Genomic DNA, 16,935 nt, shown 5'->3' with positions numbered 1-16,935 from the left:
TCAGTAGGCGACACAACACCGGGAGGGCAGCGAGCCGCTCCCGGCGCTCGCCGCCGTCGTCATGACAGGCCCAGGTCCAGACTGAGCCTGGTGACAATGACGTAGGTGAGAAGTGCCAGCCCCAGCAGCGACAGCACGAAGATGGCGGCCACCTTGGCCGCCGCGCGCAGCACCGCGCGCCTCTCCTCGATCTTCCCTTTCTTCCCCTGGTCGTAGTGCCATTTGATGGCGAAGAACATGCCCGTGCCCAGCACGAGTCCCTTGAAGATGACGAAGACGACAGGGATCCATTCCATGATGTTGAGTACTTCCCGGCTATTTACTTGACACTGAATCGAGGAACGCAGCCTCGGGTCGTTTGATTTGTATGGCGTAGGTGCCAGCGTGTTGAGGCATACTACTTGAAAGCAATCTCCATACATCGAGACAAAATGTCCCAGTTGAAAGCCATACAAGATGAAGATGCGCCAGTCTGGTTGCCGCGCCTGGCCGTGCACGGCGGACCCCGCTTTTTACAGATTGCCGATGCCTTGCAGGCGGCGCTGGTGGATGGAGCGCTGAAGCCGGGCGATCGTCTACCGCCGCAGCGCCAGCTGGCAGCGCAGTTGCACGTCGATTTGACGACGATCACGCGCGCCTACGATGAAGCCAGGCGCCGCAACTTGCTCGAAGGTCGGGGCGCCCGGGGCACGTATGTCGCGGCGCCGAAAGTCGAACTGAACCCGATCCTCGATCTGAGCATGAACACGCCGCCGCCGCCGGCTGGCGTGGACTTCGACGATTTGATGAAGCAAGGTGTGTCCCAGGTGTTGATGAGTGCGGACAGTGAATTGCTGATGACGTATCACCTGGGCGGAGGCAGCGACGCCGACCGCAAGGCCGGCGCGACATGGCTCGCACCGATGTTTGGGCAGCTCGATCCCGGCCAGCTCGTCGTCTGTCCGGGCGCGCAAGCGGCCATTGCCGCCGCCATCCTGGCGCTGACGGAGCCCGGCGCCGTCATCCTGGCGGAGCCGATGACGTATCCCGGCTTGCGCGCCGCCGCGACCCAGTTCGGCCGGCATATCGTCACAGTGGAAGCGGACCGGCACGGGATGGTGCCCGGGATGCTCGAGGAGGCGTGCCGTCGGCATCGGCCCGGGCTGGTCTACCTCAATCCCACGCTGCAGAACCCGACCGCCGTCACCATGCCGGAACGCCGGCGCAAGGAACTCGCCGCGGTCGCGCAGCGCTGCAATGTGCGCATCCTCGAGGACGATCCCTACTGGCTCCTGGCCGACGCTGCGCCACCGCCTGTCGCCACATTCGCCCCGGAACAGGTGCTCTACGTCTCGACCCTGTCGAAATGCCTGACGCCCGGCTTGCGTGTCGCTTTCGTGCTGATCCGCGATCCGCACGAACGTGAACGTTTCCTGGCCGCGCTGAGGTCATTCGCGCTGATGGTCGGTCCCTTGAGCGCCGCGCTGGCGACCCAGTGGATCCTCGACGGTTCGGCCGATGGATTGATGCAAGGCGTGCGAAACGAGGCGCGCCTGCGCCAGCGGATGGCGCGGGATATCCTGGCGGGGCGCGATCGCGGCCTCGGTGACGGCCTGCATGTCTGGCTCGAGTTGCCGGCGTACTGGAGCTCCTCGCAGCTGGCGCGGGCGGCCGACAGCGAGGGCATTGCGGTCACGCCGGCGGAAACATTCGCCACCGGCGGCGCAGCCGTAAACGCGATCCGCATTTCCCTGGGCAGCATCAAGGACCGTGGACGTTTGCAGGCGGGTCTTCAACGGCTGTCTCATCTGCTTGCGCGGCGGCCGGAGTCGTTCAGCGCTGCCGTGGTTTGACTGCCCAGGCAACAATGATCAGTGAGCCGGGCATAAAGGCGACAAAGCCGGCATGCGCCGGCTTTGTTTCTTCTTTGTTGCTTACCAGCCGTAAGGCCAGCGCGTCCCGATACTCGCACCCCAGCCACGATGGCGGTGACCATGCCAGCTGCTGCGGCCGAAGTCGAAGCCCAGGCCGATCGAGATCGGCGGATACCAGTAGCGCGGCTGCTCGACGACCACCGGCTGCGGCACATAGACCGGCTGCTGCTGCACCCACACCGGTTGTTGCTGCACGACCACCGGTTGCTGGGTGCGATAGACCGGCGTCACCGACGTCGTCGTCCAGCCCGAGCCTGGCGCCGCAGTGGCGATCGGCGTCGAGGTGACGACCCCGCCCTGGCCGGAGGCCGCGACCTGGGCGCCGGTGCCGACCGGCACCGGGGTGACGGACACGACCCGCCATTGGCTGGGATCGGACGGTTGCGCGTAGGTATACGTCGGGCCGGGCGCGGCGCAGCCGGCCAGCAGGCCGAGTGACCCGAGAATGATGGCGATATTTTTCATGGCGGTCCTCCTGATGCTGCCATCATACGGGCTACCCTGGCAGTGTGCTTATGCAATTACACCCTGTTACATGGCGCCCCGTCGCGGCAGGGCGCTAGGCGCCCATCAGCGACGACAGCGCCGCCAGCGGCACCGCCGCGGCCAGCGCCTCGTACCCGACGTCGTTCGGGTGCAGGCGGTCGCCGCTGTCGTACGCGGCGCGCAGCCGCTGCGGATCGTTCGGATCGCGCAGCGCCAGGTCGACGTCGGCCAGCAGGTCGAACGGCAGCGCGCTGCGCATCCAGGCATTGGCCGCCTGTCGCACCGCCTCGCGCGCCGGGGTGTAGTAGACGAAGCCGAGGAAGGGCGGCAAGGTCGCGCCGAGCACCGGGATGCCATGCAGGTGGGCGCGCGCCACCAGCTGCAAGTAGCCGGCAATCAGGTCGTCGACCGGGATCGGCGCCGACGACGGGCTGTAGACGATGTCGTTGATGCCGATCAGCACCGCCAGCCCGCCTACGCCGGCGGTGGACAGCACGTCGCGGTCGAAACGCTCCAGCAAGTCCTTGCCGGCCAACAGGGCGGTGGGCGTATCGGCCAGCATGCGGTTGGCCGAGATGCCGCGGTTGACGACGCCGATGCGATTGCTGCCGAGCTCCAGCTGGATGCGGCGCGCCAGGAAGTCGGGCCAGCGCCGGTTGCCGTTCGAGGTGCTGCCCACGCCGTCGGTGACGGAGTCGCCCACCGCCACCAGCACCGGCGCGGCGCGGTCGACGTCGACTTCGGTGAGGAAGGGCCAGGAGGCGAAGGCGCGCTGGACCGGGAGCGAGGCCTGGGCGCCGAAGTCGCCCGTGGTCGAGGCATAGCTGGCCTGGTAGGCGGCGTTATGGATCGTGCTCGCCTGCACCGTGCCGGGGAAATACAGGCTGATCGCGAGGTCGGTGAGCGGCGCCACCGGCAGCGAGACCGGATCGGACACCACCGGCGCGCCGGCTGGAATCGTGACCGCGGTGCGCCCGCCGAAGGTGAGCTGGCGGCTGGTGCCGGCGGTGACGACGGCGCCGCCGGCGCGCAGGCCGACGTGGGCCCCGGTCAGCCGCAACGCGGTATCGCCCATCTCGTTCGACAGCCGGATGCGGATGCGGTTGCCGCCGAGGCTGGTGCGCACGATCAGGCGCAAGGTCTGGTTGGTGAAGGTCAGCAGCGAGGCGGACGGCGGCGGGCCGGCCGGCGCGCAGCCCCAGCACGCGCTCCAACGCTCGGGCAGGCCCGCCTGGGCCTGCACGTCGGCCATCGGCGCGGCCAGCGCGCCCGCCAGGACCGGCGCGCCGAGCAGGATGCGTCGTCGGCTTCGATCGACGCCATGATCGTCCTGAAGGTCCGACGTGGAAGGAATGGCAGGGGAGTCGGAGACACTGGAATCCGGAAGGGACATGGCGGGCTCCTGAGAAAGGTCGAGAACTGGCGGTCGCGGTACGCGCGCCAGTCCACGATAGCGCAGAGCGCATGCGACGCGGGTACGGTCGCTTACATTGTTTGCGCTGCGTCGTGCGGATTTCTGATGGGCAGGGTTGCCAGCTAAAAATCAGCAGATGCCCAGGAACAGCAATGCAGAAAGGTCAGGCGAGAATGTTCAGCAAGCCGTCCAGGCCAGAGAAATTCAGGGCGACATTCGCTTGCTCGCGCACCACCGGCTTGGCGCGGAAGGCCACCGACAGGCCGGCGACGCCCATCATCCTGAGGTCGTTGGCGCCGTCGCCCATGACGATCGCCTGCGCTGGATCGATGCCGAGTTCCGCACACACGCGCAGCACCGTGCGTTTCTTTTCCTCGGCGTCGACGATGCCGCCCAGCACGCGGCCGCTCAGCCTGCCGTCGATGACTTCGAGCACGTTGGCGTGGGTGTGGTCCAGGCCCAGGCGCGGCTTGAGACGGTCGGTGAAGAAGGTGAAGCCGCCCGACACCAGCAGGGTCTTGAGGCCGGCCGCCTGCACCGCCTGCAGCATCGCTTCGCCGCCCATCGAGATGCGCAGGCGTTCGTCGTAGACGCGCTGCAGCGCGCCCGCGTCCAGGCCCTCGAGCAGGGCGACGCGCCGCGTCAGGCTCTCCGAAAAATCGAGCTCGCCGCGCATCGCGGCCTCGGTGATCGCGGCCACCTGCGGCTTGAGGCCCTGCATGTCGGCGATCTCGTCGATGCACTCGATGGTGATCAGGGTCGAATCCATGTCCATCGCCACCAGCCTGAAGTCGGCCAATGTGCGGCCGGCCGCGATGAAGGTGGCGTCGACGCCGGCATCGAAGGCGGCGGCGTCGATCTCCTGCCTGAGCGCGGCGCTGTATTCGACGCCTTCGGCGCGCAGGCAGCGCGCGCCGAGCGCGGTCGATCGTTGCGGCTTGGCCAGCCGCGCCAGGCGTTCGAGGGTCTGTTGGTCAGCCTGCGGTCCTTGCAGTACCAGGTTCGTGGTCATGAATGTCGTTCTCGTCAGGCGAGCAGTTGTTTGATGGTCTGTTTGATCTGGTTCACGCGCGCCGCCAGGTCGGGCATGCTGGCCGTGATGCGCAGCTTGTCCTGGCCGGCCAGCTTGACCTGGCGGTTCTTCTGGATCAGCGTGATGATCTTGATCGGGTCGATCGGCGGCTGTTCCATGAACTGCAGGCTGGCCGCCTCGCCATGGGCGTCGATCTTGACGATGCCCACGCTCTTGGCCGCGATGCGCAGGCGGTGCGTCTCCACCAGCGCCTTTACCGCATCCGGCATCTTGCCGAAGCGGTCGATCAACTCCTCCTGCATCGAATCGATGCGGTCCTGGCTCTCGCAGTTGGCGAGGCGCTTGTAGATCGACAGCCGCTCGTGCACGTCGCCGCAGTAGTCGGCCGGCAGCAGGGCCGGCACGTGCAGGTTGATCTCGGTGGTCGACGACAGCGGCGCCGCCAGGTCCGGCTCCTTGCCGGCCTTGAGCGCGCGCACCGCCTCGTTGAGCATGTCGGAATACAGCTGGAAGCCCACTTCGAGCATCTCGCCGGACTGGTTCTCGCCCAGCACCTCGCCGGCGCCGCGGATTTCCAGGTCGTGCATGGCGAGGTAGAAGCCGCTGCCCAGTTCTTCCATCTGCTGGATCGCGTCCAGGCGGCGCTGCGACTGCTTGGTCAGGTTCGACAGGTCGTTCACCAGGAGGTAGGCATAGGCCTGGTGGTGCGAACGGCCGACGCGGCCGCGCAGCTGGTGCAGCTGGGCCAGGCCGAACTTGTCGGCGCGGTGCATGATGATCGTGTTCGCCGTCGGCACGTCGATGCCGGTCTCGATGATGGTCGTGCACAGCAGGATGTTGAAGCGCTGGGCCACGAAGTCGCGCATGACCTTCTCGAGGTCGCGCTCGTGCATCTGGCCGTGGGCCACGCCGATGCGCGCCTCCGGGAGCAGCTCTTGCAGCATCGCGCGGCGGTTCTCGATGGTGTCGACTTCGTTGTGCAGGAAGTAGATCTGGCCGCCGCGCTTCAGTTCGCGCAGGCAGGCTTCGCGGATGATCGAGCCGTCTTCGCTGCGGACAAACGTCTTGATCGCCAGGCGCTTCTGCGGCGCGGTGGCGATGATCGAGAAATCGCGCAAGCCTTCCAGCGCCATGCCCAGGGTACGCGGGATGGGCGTGGCGGTCAGGGTCAGCACGTCGACCTCGGCGCGCAGGGCCTTGAGCGCCTCTTTCTGGCGCACGCCGAAGCGGTGTTCCTCGTCGATGATCACCAGCCCGAGGCGCGTGAACTTCACGTCAGGCGACAGCAGTTTATGGGTGCCGATCACGATGTCGAGCGTGCCGTCGGCCATGCCCTTGATCGCGTTGTTGATCTCCTTGCCAGTGCGGAAACGCGACAGCTCGGCGATCTTGACCGGCCAGTCGGCGAAGCGGTCGGCGAAGGTCTGGGCGTGCTGCTCGGCCAGCAGGGTGGTCGGGGCCAGGATCGCGACCTGCTTGCCGCCCATGACGGCGATGAAGGCGGCGCGCAGCGCGACCTCGGTCTTGCCGAAGCCGACGTCGCCGCACACCAGGCGGTCCATCGGCCGGCCCGAGGTCATGTCCTTGATGACGTTGTTGATCGCCTCCGCCTGGTCCGGGGTCTCGTCGAAGCCGAAGCTCTGGGCGAAGTTCTCGTAGTCGATGCTCGAGTACTCGAACGAGTGGCCCTGGCGCGCGGCGCGCCGCGCGTACAGGTTCAGGAGTTCGGCGGCGGTGTCGCGCACCTGCTCGGCGGCCTTGCGCTTGGCCTTTTCCCATTGGCCCGAGCCGAGCGTATGCAGCGGCGCGTCCTCGGGCGAGGTGCCGGAATAGCGCGAGATCACGTGCAGCTGCGAGACCGGCACGTAGAGCTTCGTGTCCTTGGCGTATTCCAGGTGCAGGAACTCGGTCTCGCCTTCGCCCAGGTCCATGCTGGTCAGACCCATGTAGCGGCCGATGCCATGGTTGATGTGGACCACCGGATCGCCGATCTTGAGCTCCGACAGGTCGCGCACCATCGACTCGACCTGGCTGGTCGCTTCCTGCTTCTTCTTGCCGGCGCGCCGGCCCGAACCCGCATACAGCTCGGTCTCGGTGATGAAGACCAGGTGGCCCGATTCGGCGTCGAGCAGCTCGAAGCCGGCCTGCAGCGGCGCCACGCCCAGCGCGAGCCTGGCGTCGCTCTGGCGGAAGCCCTCGAAGCCCTCGACCGGCGCCAGCTCCAGCCTGTATTCGCCGAAGTACTGCTGCAGGGTTTCGCGGCGGCCGGCCGAATCGGCGCAGATCATCACCCGGGTGTCGCTGCGCTGCAGGTAGGCGCGCAGATTGGTCAGCGGATCGTCCAGGCGCCGGTTGACGGCGATGTCGGGGATCGGCGCCGACAGCTCCGAGGCTGGGGCGGCCGGATCGCGCGCGATATTCCAGCGGCCGTGCGGCTTGATGCAGGTGAAGAACTGCTCGGCGCCCAGGAACAGCTCGTGCGGCTCCAGGATCGGACGCTCACGGTCGCTCTTGAGGAAGCGGTAGCGCGACTCGGTGTCGAGCCAGAAGCGCTGGATCGCCGCGTCGATGTCGCCCACCAGGGCCACTGGAGCATCGCCCGGCAGGTAGTCGAACAGGTTGGCCGTCTCTTCGAAGAACAGCGGCAGGTAGTATTCGATGCCGGCCGAGGCGATGCCGTTGCCGATGTCGCGGTAGATCGGCGAGCGGGTCGGGTCGCCCTCGAACCGCTCGCGCCAGCGGCCGCGGAAGGCGGTGCGGGCCGCGTCGTCCATCGGGAACTCGCGGCCCGGCAGCAGGCGCACCTCTTTCACCGGATACAGCGAGCGCTGGGTGTCGGCGTCGAAGGTGCGGATCGATTCGATCTCGTCGCCGAACAGGTCGAGCCGGTACGGCAGCACGGAACCCATCGGGAACAGGTCGATCAGGCCGCCGCGCACCGAGTACTCGCCGGGCGACATCACTTGCGACACGTGGGTATAGCCCGCCAGCGTCAGCTGGGCCTTGAGCTTCGCTTCGTCCAGGCGTTCGCCCTGGCGGAAGAAGAAGGTGTAAGCGGCCAGGAACGAGGGCGGCGCCAGGCGCACCAGCGCCGTGGTGGCCGGCGCCACCAGCACGTCGCACTGGCCGTTGCGGATCTCGTGCAGGGTGGCCAGGCGTTCCGACACCAGGTCCTGGTGCGGCGAGAACGCGTCGTAAGGCAGCGTTTCCCAGTCGGGCAGCAGGTGGCAGGACAGCTTGCCGTCGGCAAACCAGGGGATTTCGTCGAGCAGGCGCTGGCCGTCGCTCGCATTGGCGACGACGACGGTGAGCATCTGGCCGGTGGCCTTCAGGGCCAGCGCGGCGGTGGCGAGGGCATAGGCGTCGGACGAGCCGTGCGCCAGCGGCAGGACGAAACGGTGACCTGGCTTGGGGAGGTGCTTCTTGAGATCGAAGGGCATGCAGCGTGCTGTTACGTTCGCGTCAAAAGTAGGCGTCAATTATAGACGAAGGCGCAATGGATCGCCTTCACGTGCGCCCCGACGCTTGCATCGACCCCGTTAACGTAATATTATAAGTTACGAAAAAGCCCGATAAGGAATCCAATGTCCCATTTTCACGATCCGGCGATGGTGGCGCGCTACCACGAAGGCCCGCCGAAATTCGTCCCCGGCTTCGCCGACATGCAGCGCATGGCGCGGGTCCTGCTGGCCGAGCGCGCGCCGTTTGATGCGCGGGTGCTGGTGCTGGGCGCCGGCGGCGGCCTGGAACTGAAGGCGTTCGCGGACGGCCAGCCGGCGTGGACCTTCGACGGCGTCGATCCGTCAGCCGCGATGCTCGAGCTGGCGCGGCAACTGGTCGCGGCGCACGGCGACCGGGTGCGCCTGCACCAGGGCTACGTCGACGCCGCGCCAATCGGCCCGTTCGATGCCGCCGCCTGCCTGCTGACCATGCATTTCATGCCGGTCGCCGAGCGCCGCCATGCCCTCGCTGCGATCCATGCCCGGCTCAAGCCCGGCAGCCCCTTCGTCGTCATGCACATGAGCGTCGCGGCGGGGGCGCAAGAACGCGCGCGCTGGATGGCGCGTGACGAGGCCTTCGCGGTGGCCGGCGGGGTGGCGCCGGAGATGGCGCGCCAGCGGCGCGAGGGCATCGCGGCCAGCCTGCCGGTGCTGGCGCCGCAGGAAGACGAGGCGCTGCTGCGCGAGGCCGGCTTCGACGATATCGACGTGTTCTATGTCGGGGGCGTGTTTCGCGGCTGGATCTGCCGCGCCTGAAGAAGCGCAGTGGTTGTGGTCGGGCTGAAAGTCGCGCATGATCCTGTTTCCACAAAATAAATACAGGAGATCTTCATGCGCGCAGGCCTGGCCGCCGTATCCCTATCGATCGCATCCATGCTGCCCGCGCTGGCGCATGCGGCGCCGCCCGTCGACCTGGTCTTGTTCGACGGCGCGCCGCGTCAGGGCGTGACCATATCGGCGGTCGCTCCCGATACCGAGCATGTCCTGCTGGGCGAACGCGTCGACGCCGCTGCGGGCATCCGCGACACATTCCCCGGCAGCGCGATCGAACTGGCGCGCGGCGAAGGGCCGGGCGGCGGCAAGGCCTTGACCCTGCGCTGGAACAGGATCTGGAAAAGCGGCGTGCGCTTTGCCGGCCCGTCGTTCGACCTGCGGCCCTACCTGGCGGCCGGCACCCTGGCCTTCGACCTCAAGGTCGATGCGCTGGACCAGGGCGGGATCCTGTTCCGGGTCGGTTGCGGCGACGACTGCGAGCGCCACGTGTCCTACGTGTTGCCGGGACGCGCGGCCCAGGGCAAGGGCTGGCAGCGCATCGTGCTGTCGATGTCGTGCTTCGCGCGCGACGGCGACGATTTCCGGTCGGTGACGCGCCCCTTCTTGTTGGAGGGCACCGGCAGCGGCCAGGTCGGCGTCGCCAATGTGGCGTTCTCCCAGGCCGGCACGCCCAATACCCCATGCCCCGACTGGCGCACGGTGGCCGTCACGCCCGACACCCTCAACGAATCGTGGTCGACCGACTGGTGGCTGCCGCGCCACCGGCAGAAGCTGGAAGAGGCCCGGCGCATGGTGGCCGAGGGCCGCAGCCCGCAACTGGTCTTCATCGGCGATTCGATCACCCAGGGCTGGGAAAAGGAAGGCGCGCAGGTGTGGCAGCAGAACTATGCGCGCCATCATGCGCTGGCCCTCGGCTTCGGGGGCGATCGCACCGAGAACGTGCTGTGGCGCCTGCAGCACGGCGAAGTGGATGGCATCGATCCGAAGGTGGCGGTGCTCCTGATCGGCACCAACAACACGGGGCATCGGCGCGACTTCCCCGCCATCACGGCGGCCGGCATCGCGCGCAATCTGGAAGAACTCAAGAAGCGCCTGCCGCGCACCCGCATCCTGCTGCTGGCGATCTTCCCGCGCGATGCAAAGGCGGACGGCCCGCTGCGCCGCCTGAATGAACAGGTCAATGCGCGCCTACCGGCGCTGGCCGACGGACGCCAGGTGTTCTACCTCGACGTGAACAAGGCGTTCCTGGCGCCGGACGGCAGCCTGCCGGCGAACGTGATGCCGGACTGGCTGCACCCGAACGAGGCCGGCTATGCCATCTGGGCCAGGGCTATGCAGCCGGAGCTGGAGCGCCTGCTGGCGTTGCCCCGGCTGTAGGCGCTGCGGACACCGTATCGGCCGCGCGCCGGTTCGCGATCCCGAACGGCACGTGCACCATCGGGATCGTGGCGCCGGGTCCGGAGTCGAGGTGGGCGAGCTGGTCGTCGAAGAAGATATGCGGCTTGAACACCGACAGCACGCGGCTCTTGTCCATCCCGCCCAGGAAGAAGGTCTCGTCGGCCGATACGCCCCAGCTGCCCAGGGTGGTGACGACGCGCTCGTGCGCGGGCGCGCTGCGCGCCGTGATGATGGCGATGCGCACGATGCGGCGGTAGTCCGGGTCGTCGCGCTCGGCGGCCTTTTCGAGTTGCTGCAGCATGGCCAGCTTGCGGAACATGCCGGCCAGCGGGCCGGGCTGGTGAGGGCGCGCCACGTGCAGCGTCTCGTGGGCGTGGAACTCGCCCAGGCCGTCGCGCTTGTAAACCGTCTCGGATTCGTCGTCGGCCAGCACGCCGTCGAAGTCGAAGGCCACCCGCAGCTCGATGTCGTCTTCCTCGTCGGCGATGCGCGAGGGCAGCACCAGGCCGGCCGGATAGTCGACCTCGATCGCGCTCTTGACGTCTTCCTCGTTCGCGCTCAGGAACAGCGCGGCGTTGAAGGCCGGCAGGTAGGGGTAGGGCGATTTGCCGGTCATGAACACCGCGCGCGAGATATCGAGCCCGTAGTGGGCCATCGAGCGCATCACGCGCAGCCCCGTCTCGGGCGAGTTGCGCGAGAACAGGACGACTTCGACCGGCGCCTGCTGCGGGAAGCACTTGTTGATGCTGAGGAAGCGCCGGATGAACGGAAAGGCCACGCCGCGCGCCAGCACGACGTCGCGCTGGCGTTCCTGGTAGGTGCGGTACTCGTCGGGCCCATGTTCGAGATAGACCTGGTGCGATTCGGACAGGTCGAACAGCGCGCTGGAGGCAACGCCGATCACGAGCTTTTCTTCGATGGGAAAGGGCATTCAGGCGTCCTGTCGGTCGGATTGTTCGAGGAGTCGGTCGTAGACGTGGCGCGCCTCGGGCGCCAGCGCGAGCACGGCGCGCACGAACAGGGGCTGGCCGCCCATGGCCAGCATCTGCAGCTTGGCCAGCCGGTCGGCGTCCTGCAGCAGGGTCGGCAGGGCGCCGGCGTCGGCGGGGTGCGCGATCGCGTGGCCGATCGCCGGCGGCAGTTCCCACTCGTCGGCGATACGGGCTGAGATCAGGCGCGCCGCCGCCACCAGGCGCGCGCCGAAGTCATCGGCGTCGGGCAGGGCGCCCGGCGGCACCAGCTGCTCGACCACGCGAAAGGCCACCATCAGCCCGACGTTGTGCATCAGGCCCGCCAGATAGGCCTCGAAGGGATCGGCCCCGTGACGCGGCGCCAGCAGGCCGGCGGCCTGCGCGCACAGTTCGGACTGGCGCCACAGTGGCGGCGCGAGCAGCCGCAGCAGCGGTCCGGCCTGCTGGCTGATGATCGGTCGAAAGGCGACCCGCGCCAGCAACATGCGCAAGCCGTTCTGCCCCAGCAGCAGCACCGCGCCCTCGAGGCTGCGGATGGGGGACGCGGGCTGGTAATAAGGGCTGTTCACCTCGCGGATCACCTCGGCGACCAGCACCGGGTCCTGGGCCACCTGGCGCGCCAGCGCGCCGGCGCCCGTCGCATCCGAGCGCAGGCTGCGCAGCAGTTGCGGAATCACGGCGGGCACCCGCGGCACCAGCGCCGCCGCGCCGTGCGGATCGCGCGCCAGGCGCGCCAGCTCGTCGAGCACGGGGCCGTCGGGGGCGGGACGCCCTGTCACGTGCGGGCCGGCCAGCCAGTGGAAGAAAGCGAGATCGAGGTCGAATTGCGCCAGTGTCGGATCGTCGGCGGCGGCGCCGGGACGATTTCCCGCGATGTCGGCAGGAACGGCGATCGGTACGCCCGCGTCGCGCGTGCCGAACAGGCGGGCGAGCCAGCGTTTCATGGGCGTGCGAAGTTCAGCGAAGTGGGCATGATTCCATTCTACAGCGAACAGCAAACGGCCCGGCCGCCGCTTGCGCGGCGCCGGGCCGTTTGCTGTTGCAACGCTTACTGGCCGTTGTTCGAGCCGGTGGTCGTGTGACCGGTATTGGTCGGGGTCGAGGCACTGCCGGTGGCGTTGGCCGGACCGGTATTCTGCACGTCGTTCGGGCTGATGCCCATCTGTGCATCGACGGTCGGGTTGCCGGTCGAACCAGCCTGGGTCGTGCCCATGGACGAGGAACCGCTGGTGGTGCCGGTCGAGTCGGTGGTGTTGCAGGCGGCCAGGGCAAAGGCCATCACGCCGCCCAGCAGTACGGTCTGGATCGTCTTCATCGTGCTTCTCCTTGATTGGTGAGGTTGCTCATCATGCGAGGTCAGCCGTACACATGAAATAGGAAGACAACGTCAATACCTGTAGGATCAGGCTCACGCATTGCCTGATCCAGACGCTGCGACTCAGCGGCTGACAGGCATGTCCGTGGTCTGCTGGTTGTTGCTGGTGGTGCCCGCGGCGGCATTGACGCCGCTGGCGCCGTTCGCGCCCGAATTCCAGCTGTTTGCGCCGCCGTTGGTGCTCGGGGTTTGCACCCCGCTGCCGGTGGCCGCGCCGGTGCCGGTGCTGCCGCGCATCGAATCGGTCGTGGTGTCGGTCGTGTTGCAGGCGGCCAGGCCAAATGCCATCATGCCGGCGAGAACTGCGCTTTGAACGGTGCGTTTCATGGTGTTCTCCTTGGGTGCTTGAATGTTTGTATTCTCGCAACGCCGCCGGGACGCGAGAATAGGAACACATCGGATACCCCTGTAGGAATCCACCTTATCAGGCCGTGGCTGTTTCCAAGGCGAGCCAGTCGAGCAGTTCCGCCGCCGGCAATGGCCGGCTGAAGTAATATCCCTGCACCTTGTCGCAGCGCTGGTCGCGCACCACGTCGAGCTGTGAGCGGGTCTCGATGCCTTCGGCCACGGTCGTCATGCCCAGGCTCTGGGCGACCTTCACGGTGGCCTCGATCAGCACCCGGTGGTGCGAGCTGGTGTCGGCCTGGCACACGAAGGAGCGGTCGATCTTGACCGTGTCCACCGGCAGCAGGTGCAGGCTCGACAGCGACGAGTAGCCGGTGCCGAAATCGTCCAGCGCGAGCTTGACGCCGAGCGCCTTCAGCTCGTGCAGGCGCAGTTGCGTGTCCTGGTCCTGGGCCGCGAGGCTTTCGGTGACTTCGAGCTGCAGGCTGGCGGCCGGCATCCCGGTCGCGGCCAGCACGGCGGCGACGCTGTCGACCCAGCCGGCCTGGCCGAGCTGGGCGCGTGACAGGTTGACCGCCATCAGGCCCGGCGCCGCGGCGCCAAGGCGTGCCTGCCAGTCCATGAAGTCGCGGCAGGCGCGCGCCAGCACGAAGTCGCCCAGCGCGCCGATCAGGCCGCACTCTTCCGCCACCTGGATGAATTCGACCGGCGGCACGACGCCGCGCTGCGGATGGCGCCAGCGCACCAGCGCCTCGACGCCGGCGGCGCGATCGACGCCGCCGTCCGGCAGCAGGCGCACCACCGGCTGGTAGACCACGAACAGCTGTTCCTCGGCCAGGGCCTGGCGCAGGTCGGCCTCGATGTCGGCGCGCCGCGCCGCGCGCTCGCGCATGCAGGCTTCGAACACGGCATGGCGGTTGCCGCCGGCGCGCTTGGCCTCGACCATCGCGATGCCGGCGTCGCGCAGCAGGCTGTCGGGATCGTACTCATCGTACTCATCGTGCTCATCGTGCACATCGAGCGCCAGCGCATCCGGCCCCCAGGCCAGCCCCAGGCTGGCGCTGCACACGATCTCGTGGCCGCCGATCACATAGGGATGGGCGAGTGCTTCCAGCAGGCGCAGCGCGACGCGCTCGGCGTCGTGCCGCGCGCGCAGGCCGTCCAGCACCACGACGAATTCGTCGCCGCCGATGCGCGCCGCCAGCTGGCCGCTGCGGGCGGCCGGCTCGATCATCGTGGTGGGCGGGCGCAGGGCGCCGCGCAGGCGGTCGGCCATGTGCATCAACAGCTGGTCGCCGCCGGCCTGGCCCAGGCTGTCGTTGAGCTGGCGGAAGCGATCGCAGTTCAGGGTGAGCACCGCGAAGCCGAGTCCGTCCTGCGGCCGTGCCAGCAGGCGTTGCAGCTCTTCGCGCACCGCCGCGCGGTTGGGCATGCGGGTCAGGCTGTCGGTGCGGGCGGCGCTGCGCAGGCGGCGCGACAGCATCTCCTGCTCGCGCTGGACTTCGAAGGTGGCGTCGGCCACGGTGGCCATCAGGCGCTCGGGGTCGAGCTTGGTCAGGTTCAACGACAGCACCTGCAGCGAGCCGCTGGCGGCGTGGTGCACGCCGACCGGCAGGCGCAGGCCTTCGCAGATCATGCCGGAAGGCTCGATGAAGGCCTCGACCATCGCCGACAACTGCGGCGCGACCGGCGCCAGCACGTCGAACAGGTTGTCCAGGCCGGCGTCGGTGGCGAGCGGCATCAGGAGGTTCGAGGCCATCGGATTGAGCATCTCGACGGTGCCGTCGAGCGTGGTCTGCGCCAGCCCGATCGGGGCCCGGTACAGGAACTGCACCAGCGTTTCGTACGCATCGACCGGCTCATGCTGCATGGGCGTTCTCCTCGTTGCGCGCGCTCGTCTGGCGTGCCTGGCCGAGATCGCGCAGGATCAGGCAATAGGCCGCGCCGTCGCCGGATTCTCCAGCCAGCGGCTCGCGATCGGGCAGCGGCGCGATCAGCGTGCTACCCCAGAACATACGGCCGTCGGCGCGCAGGCGGCGCCCCTCGTCGAGCGACCACCCGCTGGCGTCCGCCTTGCTCAGGCAGTCCTGGCGGTATTCGAGGGCGATGGTGCCGGCCGGGTAGAAGATCGTGAACGGTCGGCCCACGGTTTCAGGGCCGAAGCCGGTGACGCGCCCGATCGTCTCGTTCCAGTCGCACAGCCGCCCCTGCAAGTCCAGGCTGGCAAGGGCGTAATCCTGGACCCCGAGCTGGATGGCGTTCATCCAGGCGTCGCTCTGGCGCAGCCGGCGCTCGCGCCGCACCTGTTCGGTGATGTCGTTGATCACCGCCATCACGCGTTCGGGATCGAGCTTGAGCAGGGTGAGCGCCAGGATCTGCGGCGCGCGCCTGGCGCCGGCGCCGGCTTCCAGGTAGACGTGCAGGCCGTCGCAGATCTTGCCGTAGGGTTCGTCATGCCGTGCGGTGCGCTCGCGCAGCTCGGGCGCCACCCTGGCCAGTGCCGTGAACAGGTTGTCCAGGCCGCCGTCATGCGACAGCGGCATCAGGAGCTGGGCCGCGACCGGGTTCATCATGGTGACGTCGCCCTGGACGTTCGTCTGCACCAGGCCCACCGGCGCCAGGTACAGGAACTGGATCAGCGCCTCGTGCTCGGCGCCGAAATCGTGTGCATCGCGGCTCATCCAGGCTTACCGTGGCTGGCGCTGGACCAGCACGTAGCGCCGGCTTGCACCGGGGGTCGACAGCAGGCGCAGCGCGACCTTGACCGGACGCATGCGCAGGGTCAGGACGTAGTCGATTGTGTCGTCCAGCACGCTGTTGTCTTCCTGGGCGTCTTCGAAACGCTGCGCCACCATGAAATTGTTCATGCAGGGCGCGACGTTCGTGAACAGGGGCTGGCCCAGCACCCGCTGGGGCGACAGGCCGGCCGCCTGGGATTCGAAGGCGTTGTACAGCGTGACGTTGGTGTCGCCGCCGAAGCCGATGACGCCGAAGTCGAGCGCGTCGAGCTGTTCCGGCGTGCATTGGTCGAGGCGCGCAGCCAGGTCGGGAGCGTCGAACGCGAGGGGCGTAACGGTCATGGTGTCGGAAGCCGGGACGCGGCTATTGAATATGAGAAACATATGTTGGCATGTGAAAAGGCGCGGTGTCAATCGTGCGCGCCTTTGTCGCGTCACATTTTCGATCGGCGTGCCATTCCGACACACCCGGTACTTACAGATCGACCAGGTTTTCGAATCCGCCGAAGAACATGCGCTTGCCGTCGAACGGTACGCCACCCGGTTTCATCATGTCGGCCATGCGCGGGTCTTGCATCACTTTTTCGAGCACGGCGTCGCGGTGGCTGCGCGATTCATACACCGCCCAGGCCAGGATGACGGTCTCGCCGTCCTCCAGCTTGACGCTCTGTGGGAACGAGGTGTGTTCGCCCGGCTTGACGTCGTCCGCGATCCATTCGCGGTATTCGAGCGCGCCGTGGTCGCGCCATACGCGGCCCGACAGCTCGGCCTGGGCCCGGTATTGGTCGAGTTTCGATTTGGGAAGGGGAAGAACAAAACCGTCGACATACGCCATGATGATCTCCTGTGAGGTGATGCATGAAGTGATGCGTGAGGTGTTGCTGAGAATATGTTGCTGAGAATGTGTTGCTGAGAATGTGTTGCTGAGAACGTGCGCGGACCACACCTGTTCCGGCCGTCGGACTGCTGGCCGGGAACTGGAGAGATT

At 67.7% G+C, this 16,935-nt stretch carries 16 protein-coding genes; 3 read left to right on the top strand and 13 right to left on the bottom strand.

The window, feature by feature from the left end; translation table 11 throughout:
- Nucleotides 1-59: 59 nt before the first annotated feature.
- Entirely contained in the window at nt 60-296 is a 237-nt protein-coding gene (locus LO55_RS21785; RefSeq protein WP_005670196.1) for a hypothetical protein, read from the bottom strand.
- 135 nt (nt 297-431) lie between these two features.
- Here LO55_RS21785 and LO55_RS21780 point away from each other — a divergent pair, with 135 nt between their 5' ends.
- Entirely contained in the window at nt 432-1,832 is a 1,401-nt protein-coding gene (locus LO55_RS21780; protein WP_177185560.1) for an aminotransferase-like domain-containing protein, read from the top strand.
- Between the two features lie 81 nt (nt 1,833-1,913).
- On the opposite strand, the gene LO55_RS21775 is transcribed toward LO55_RS21780, so the two are convergent.
- The 4 genes from LO55_RS21775 to mfd form a co-directional block, all read right to left on the bottom strand.
- Nucleotides 1,914-2,378: a hypothetical protein gene (locus LO55_RS21775; RefSeq protein ID WP_071363084.1), complete on the bottom strand. Its 465-nt coding sequence runs from the start codon at nt 2,376-2,378 to the stop codon at nt 1,914-1,916.
- A gap of 94 nt (nt 2,379-2,472) precedes the next feature.
- On the bottom strand, nt 2,473-3,792 hold the full coding sequence (locus LO55_RS21770) for an SGNH/GDSL hydrolase family protein (RefSeq protein ID WP_083415500.1): 1,320 nt from the start codon (nt 3,790-3,792) through the stop codon (nt 2,473-2,475).
- Between the two features lie 184 nt (nt 3,793-3,976).
- Entirely contained in the window at nt 3,977-4,825 is an 849-nt protein-coding gene (serB, locus tag LO55_RS21765) for a phosphoserine phosphatase SerB (RefSeq protein WP_071363083.1), read from the bottom strand.
- Between the two features lie 14 nt (nt 4,826-4,839).
- A complete protein-coding gene (gene mfd / locus LO55_RS21760; RefSeq protein WP_071363082.1) occupies nt 4,840-8,286 on the bottom strand; it encodes a transcription-repair coupling factor in 3,447 nt (1,148 codons plus the stop codon).
- 144 nt (nt 8,287-8,430) lie between these two features.
- On the opposite strand from mfd, the gene LO55_RS21755 reads away from it, so the two are divergent.
- Together LO55_RS21755 and LO55_RS21750 are read left to right on the top strand one after the other, a co-directional pair.
- Nucleotides 8,431-9,102, top strand: a complete 672-nt coding sequence (locus tag LO55_RS21755) for a class I SAM-dependent methyltransferase (protein WP_071363081.1) — start codon at nt 8,431-8,433, stop codon at nt 9,100-9,102.
- Between the two features lie 75 nt (nt 9,103-9,177).
- Complete coding sequence (locus tag LO55_RS21750) at nt 9,178-10,497, top strand: GDSL-type esterase/lipase family protein (RefSeq protein ID WP_071363080.1); 1,320 nt, start codon at nt 9,178-9,180, stop codon at nt 10,495-10,497.
- Here LO55_RS21750 and LO55_RS21745 read toward each other — a convergent pair.
- From LO55_RS21745 to LO55_RS21710, 8 genes are all read right to left on the bottom strand, one after another.
- On the bottom strand, nt 10,451-11,449 hold the full coding sequence (locus LO55_RS21745) for a 5'-nucleotidase (RefSeq protein WP_071363079.1): 999 nt from the start codon (nt 11,447-11,449) through the stop codon (nt 10,451-10,453). The genes LO55_RS21750 and LO55_RS21745 overlap by 47 nt on opposite strands.
- Nucleotides 11,450-12,433 (bottom strand): HDOD domain-containing protein, encoded by a 984-nt coding sequence (locus LO55_RS21740; protein ID WP_071363078.1) that lies wholly within the window; start codon nt 12,431-12,433, stop codon nt 11,450-11,452.
- A 104-nt stretch (nt 12,434-12,537) separates the two neighbouring features.
- Nucleotides 12,538-12,804 carry a hypothetical protein gene (locus tag LO55_RS21735; RefSeq protein WP_005670219.1) on the bottom strand — a complete coding sequence of 89 codons (267 nt, stop codon included), beginning with the start codon at nt 12,802-12,804 and terminating at the stop codon, nt 12,538-12,540.
- A gap of 123 nt (nt 12,805-12,927) precedes the next feature.
- Nucleotides 12,928-13,191: a hypothetical protein gene (locus LO55_RS21730; RefSeq protein WP_143054596.1), complete on the bottom strand. Its 264-nt coding sequence runs from the start codon at nt 13,189-13,191 to the stop codon at nt 12,928-12,930.
- A 97-nt stretch (nt 13,192-13,288) separates the two neighbouring features.
- The gene (locus tag LO55_RS21725) at nt 13,289-15,079 is read right to left on the bottom strand and encodes a putative bifunctional diguanylate cyclase/phosphodiesterase (RefSeq protein ID WP_071363076.1); all 1,791 of its coding nucleotides are present in this window, start codon (nt 15,077-15,079) and stop codon (nt 13,289-13,291) included.
- The gene (locus LO55_RS21720; protein ID WP_071363075.1) at nt 15,069-15,890 is read right to left on the bottom strand and encodes a hypothetical protein; all 822 of its coding nucleotides are present in this window, start codon (nt 15,888-15,890) and stop codon (nt 15,069-15,071) included. The genes LO55_RS21725 and LO55_RS21720 overlap by 11 nt, the downstream gene beginning before the upstream one ends.
- A gap of 6 nt (nt 15,891-15,896) precedes the next feature.
- Nucleotides 15,897-16,289 (bottom strand): phosphonate transporter, encoded by a 393-nt coding sequence (locus LO55_RS21715; RefSeq protein WP_071363917.1) that lies wholly within the window; start codon nt 16,287-16,289, stop codon nt 15,897-15,899.
- A 133-nt stretch (nt 16,290-16,422) separates the two neighbouring features.
- Nucleotides 16,423-16,782, bottom strand: a complete 360-nt coding sequence (locus tag LO55_RS21710; protein ID WP_071363074.1) for a DUF1428 domain-containing protein — start codon at nt 16,780-16,782, stop codon at nt 16,423-16,425.
- Between the last annotated feature and the right edge of the window lie 153 nt (nt 16,783-16,935).

The organism is Massilia timonae (genome assembly GCF_001866515.1).
Taxonomy (GTDB): Bacteria; Pseudomonadota; Gammaproteobacteria; order Burkholderiales; family Burkholderiaceae_D; genus Telluria; species Telluria timonae.
The sequence above is the reverse complement of the archived record's forward strand: the minus strand, read 5'-3'. Positions and strand labels throughout refer to the sequence as shown.

Excerpts from the sequence above, each read along its gene's own strand:
- LO55_RS21785 (WP_005670196.1), bottom strand. The coding sequence starts at position 296 with ATGGAATGGATCCCTGTCGTCTTCGTCATCTTCAAGGGACTCGTGCTG.
- LO55_RS21780 (WP_177185560.1), top strand. The coding sequence starts at position 432 with ATGTCCCAGTTGAAAGCCATACAAGATGAAGATGCGCCAGTCTGGTTG.
- LO55_RS21775 (WP_071363084.1), bottom strand. The coding sequence starts at position 2,378 with ATGAAAAATATCGCCATCATTCTCGGGTCACTCGGCCTGCTGGCCGGC.
- LO55_RS21770 (WP_083415500.1), bottom strand. The coding sequence starts at position 3,792 with ATGTCCCTTCCGGATTCCAGTGTCTCCGACTCCCCTGCCATTCCTTCC.
- serB (WP_071363083.1), bottom strand. The coding sequence starts at position 4,825 with ATGACCACGAACCTGGTACTGCAAGGACCGCAGGCTGACCAACAGACC.
- mfd (WP_071363082.1), bottom strand. The coding sequence starts at position 8,286 with ATGCCCTTCGATCTCAAGAAGCACCTCCCCAAGCCAGGTCACCGTTTC.
- LO55_RS21755 (WP_071363081.1), top strand. The coding sequence starts at position 8,431 with ATGTCCCATTTTCACGATCCGGCGATGGTGGCGCGCTACCACGAAGGC.
- LO55_RS21750 (WP_071363080.1), top strand. The coding sequence starts at position 9,178 with ATGCGCGCAGGCCTGGCCGCCGTATCCCTATCGATCGCATCCATGCTG.
- LO55_RS21745 (WP_071363079.1), bottom strand. The coding sequence starts at position 11,449 with ATGCCCTTTCCCATCGAAGAAAAGCTCGTGATCGGCGTTGCCTCCAGC.
- LO55_RS21740 (WP_071363078.1), bottom strand. The coding sequence starts at position 12,433 with ATGAAACGCTGGCTCGCCCGCCTGTTCGGCACGCGCGACGCGGGCGTA.
- LO55_RS21735 (WP_005670219.1), bottom strand. The coding sequence starts at position 12,804 with ATGAAGACGATCCAGACCGTACTGCTGGGCGGCGTGATGGCCTTTGCC.
- LO55_RS21730 (WP_143054596.1), bottom strand. The coding sequence starts at position 13,191 with ATGAAACGCACCGTTCAAAGCGCAGTTCTCGCCGGCATGATGGCATTT.
- LO55_RS21725 (WP_071363076.1), bottom strand. The coding sequence starts at position 15,079 with ATGCAGCATGAGCCGGTCGATGCGTACGAAACGCTGGTGCAGTTCCTG.
- LO55_RS21720 (WP_071363075.1), bottom strand. The coding sequence starts at position 15,890 with ATGAGCCGCGATGCACACGATTTCGGCGCCGAGCACGAGGCGCTGATC.
- LO55_RS21715 (WP_071363917.1), bottom strand. The coding sequence starts at position 16,289 with ATGACCGTTACGCCCCTCGCGTTCGACGCTCCCGACCTGGCTGCGCGC.
- LO55_RS21710 (WP_071363074.1), bottom strand. The coding sequence starts at position 16,782 with ATGGCGTATGTCGACGGTTTTGTTCTTCCCCTTCCCAAATCGAAACTC.